Genomic DNA, 3,286 nt, shown 5'->3' with positions numbered 1-3,286 from the left:
TTCAGCTCTCTCAAAACTTGGACGTGATACCGAAGCTCTGGAAATCTATTTCCGACTTCAGAATCAGACCCCAAATGATACCACACTCCTGATCCCTCTTGGTAGAGAACAGAATGCAATAGGGAGTTATGAAACAGCACTTGCATCACTGCTCAACGCAACCATCATATACCCGGATGATACTGAGGGGTGGAATCAGTTGGCAGCAGCATATGCTGGCCTGTCACGATATGAAGAAGCGTTGACAATAGTCAGGAAATCTTTACAGATATCAACCGGACAAGCAGGGGGGTGGAGCCAGCTTGGAGGGATTCTCGCTGGACAAGGTCGTTTCTACGAGGCCGTTGCTGCGTTTGAAAAATCACTTACCCTTGATCCTGCTGATGCTAAAACCTGGACAGAGTTAGGAAACACCTGGACTGCACTTACCGGATATAAGGAAGCTGAACAGGCGTATCAAAGTGCAGTTGATATTAGACCAGCAGATGTTTCCCTCTGGATAAAACTTGCAAAAACGTATGAAAAGCAGAACAAGACAGAAGAAGCATCAAAAGCATATGCCAAGGGAGGTGTTACTTCAATAACTGGTGGGAATAATACCCCAAATCAACCAAATGAAGGAATTGTTGTGAATACATCCACCGGTACAAATCTCACAGTCAATACCGAAGGAGTTGAGATTCCCCCGGAAGCAGAAGCCGGAAATGAAACCAATCAGTCAACCGAGTAGTACCGATGTTACACGTGTCAGACTACTGAATAAACATAATTGGCGAACCTATTCCCAAGTTACTCCGGCCTTCTTCCCAGGAGGGCCCACAATCCTTTCTACTGCTTTCAACAGATTCACAGCCTGGTAGGGTTTTACAACATACCCTTTTGCTCCGATACGCCGGGCAAGATCCACCATACCTTCTTCGCCCACCGAAGTACATAGCATGACCCGTGCTTCAGGATATTCTTCGCGAATTCGGCGAAGCGTATCAATTCCATTCAAATCAGGCATGATCAGATCCAACATGGCCAGATCAGGCATCACCTCCCTATAGAGGTTGATCCCTTCTTCACCCCCGCTGGCTAACCCTGCAATTTCATAACCTGCAGAAACCAAAATATTTCTGAGTAGATTCCGATCAAAATCAGTATCATCAACAATAAGAACCCGAGGCATCCCCATCCCCCTATCTCTTTCTTACGTATACCTGTGTAACAGATTCACCTTGAAATCAAACCTTTCAGAAGAATCCGCTTAACTTGCATTCACCTGAACACATGCTCCATCTCGGTGGTATTTCCATAAATCATTTTTCTTTCGTTTTTCAATATGACGGACATTTTCATCCACCACTGTTATGCAGGTTCCGGAATCGTAAACCAGAACGTTGATCCTGCATCAGGAACACCTTCAGCCCAGATCTTTCCCCCATGTCTGAAGATAATCCGTTGTACGGTAGCAAGACCGATACCGTTCCCCGGGAACTCATCTTGAGAATGAAGTCGTTGAAGGGGCACAAAAAGAAGATTTGCTTTTTCAGGGGGAAAACCGGCACCGTTATCACGCACATACAGAGTAAGTCCCTGACCCCTCTGAACACCGCCTACTTCAATTCTCCCTTCAGGTCTCTTTCCGGTGTATTTCCATGCATTTGAGAGCAGATTTTGCATTGCAATCAACAGAAGCCCTTTATCACCCATTGCCGTGAGCCCGGGTTGTACGGTCCAGATAACCTTCCTTTCTTCATGTTCACGGGAGAGTTCTTCCAGTGTTTCGATTGCCATGCTACTGATGTCAATCCGATCCATAACCAGTGACGCCCTGGTTACTCGTGAAAGCCGAAGAAAATCATTCACTAATTTATCCATATTCGCTGCAGCCTGTCGTATCCGCTGCAGACATTCCTGCCCGTCCGGGGGAAGGAATGCCATATATGATTCTTCCAGGATCCGGGAAAAGCCATCAATTGCGATGAGTGGTGCCCTTAGATCATGAGATACAGAATAACTAAATGAGTCCAACTCATGATTGGCAGCTTCGAGTTCTGCTTCCAAGCGGGAACGTTCCTGTGCCATGCGGATCGTGGCATGCAAATCACGCTCACGAAACGGCTTTATCAGATATCCAAACGGTTTTGCCTCCTTTGCACGCTCAAGGGTCTGCTCGTCGGCATAAGCCGTAAGAAAGATCACCGGTATACGAAATGCTTCAGAGATATCGCGGGCAGCATCAATTCCATCAACAGTGCCAGCCAGGTGAATATCCATCAGAACTACATCCGGACGTACCTCTTCCGCCATGGATACAGCCTCTTCACCGGTTGGGACTGGTCCTGCAACTCCATATCCAAATTTACGCAATTTTGAGGCAATGGATTCTGCCACAATTGCCTCATCCTCTACTACCAGTATTTGTGTCGCACAAATCCCCCCTTTTATTATGAACGAACCGGAAACCTGATCGTAAAACTGGCCCCGGGTCCTTCTGATCCACCGATCGTGACAGAACCAAGCAATTGCCGGGTTAGAACACGAACCAACCGCATTCCAAGACTATTAGATGAATCTATGGAAAAATCAGATGGAAGACCGATCCCATCATCTGCATAGGAAAGCACGTAAGACCCCTCTTCGTGTTTCATACAGACTTTGATCGTCCCTTTCCCCTTACCGACGAAAGCATACTTCATCGAGTTAACCATGAGTTCATTGACAATCAGACCAAGAGTTACCACAGCATCCAGGTTGAAAGTAATATCTCCAACTTCTATCTCAGTCCTGATATCCCTTACCGTTGCAATGCTGCTGATCACTTCACTTGCGAGATTTTCAAGATATCCTCCTAACGATATTTCGGAGAGTGAATCACTTCGATACAGGGTCTCATGAACGAGTGCCATTGAGGTGATACGTTGCTCACAGTCATGAATTGCTGATATTACCCGTTCATCCTCAATATACTCCTCTTGCAACTGAAGCAGACTGGAGATGACCTGCATATTGTTCTTAACCCGGTGATGAAGTTCTCTGAAGAGTACATCCTTTTCCTCAATGGTATGCTGAAGTTTCTCCTGATATTGCTTCATATCAGTGATATCAACAATCACACCCCTAACCCCCCGGTAGACTGAATCCCTAAAAATCGGAGAGAGTGAGAGGAGAACTGAACGACTTTCACCATTTATTTTTTTAACTGTGAATTCTCCGCTCCGGATAACAGGATCATTTTTCACCTCAACGAGAGTCCGGGATAGGTTTTCCTGATCTTCTTTATTGAAGAACCTCATGAATG

General features: G+C 45.9%; 4 protein-coding genes. 1 reads left to right on the top strand and 3 read right to left on the bottom strand.

All coding sequences use genetic code 11. The features are described 5' to 3' along the window. Positions 1–730, top strand: a 730-nt coding sequence (locus LUQ50_RS06485; protein ID WP_300037942.1) for a tetratricopeptide repeat protein, incomplete at its 5' end; no start/stop codon positions are given. A 48-nt stretch (positions 731–778) separates the two neighbouring features. Here LUQ50_RS06485 and LUQ50_RS06480 read toward each other — a convergent pair. The 3 genes from LUQ50_RS06480 to LUQ50_RS06470 all read right to left on the bottom strand — a co-directional run. Further along, positions 779–1,171, bottom strand: a complete 393-nt coding sequence (locus LUQ50_RS06480) for a response regulator (protein WP_300037939.1) — start codon at positions 1,169–1,171, stop codon at positions 779–781. A 179-nt stretch (positions 1,172–1,350) separates the two neighbouring features. Continuing rightward, complete coding sequence (locus tag LUQ50_RS06475; protein ID WP_300037945.1) at positions 1,351–2,403, bottom strand: hybrid sensor histidine kinase/response regulator; 1,053 nt, start codon at positions 2,401–2,403, stop codon at positions 1,351–1,353. Positions 2,404–2,432: 29 nt separating this feature from the next. Continuing rightward, positions 2,433–3,286 (bottom strand): histidine kinase dimerization/phosphoacceptor domain -containing protein (locus LUQ50_RS06470; protein ID WP_300037936.1); only part of this gene is annotated, 854 nt, incomplete at its 5' end.

Source organism: Methanospirillum sp. (assembly GCF_028679455.1).
Taxonomy (GTDB): domain Archaea; phylum Halobacteriota; class Methanomicrobia; order Methanomicrobiales; family Methanospirillaceae; genus Methanospirillum.
Note: the sequence above shows the minus strand (reverse complement) of the source record. Positions and strands in the feature narration are given on the sequence as shown.

Coding starts and splice junctions, on each gene's coding strand:
- LUQ50_RS06480 (WP_300037939.1), bottom strand. CDS start 1,171: ATGCCTCGGGTTCTTATTGTTGATGATACTGATTTTGATCGGAATCTA.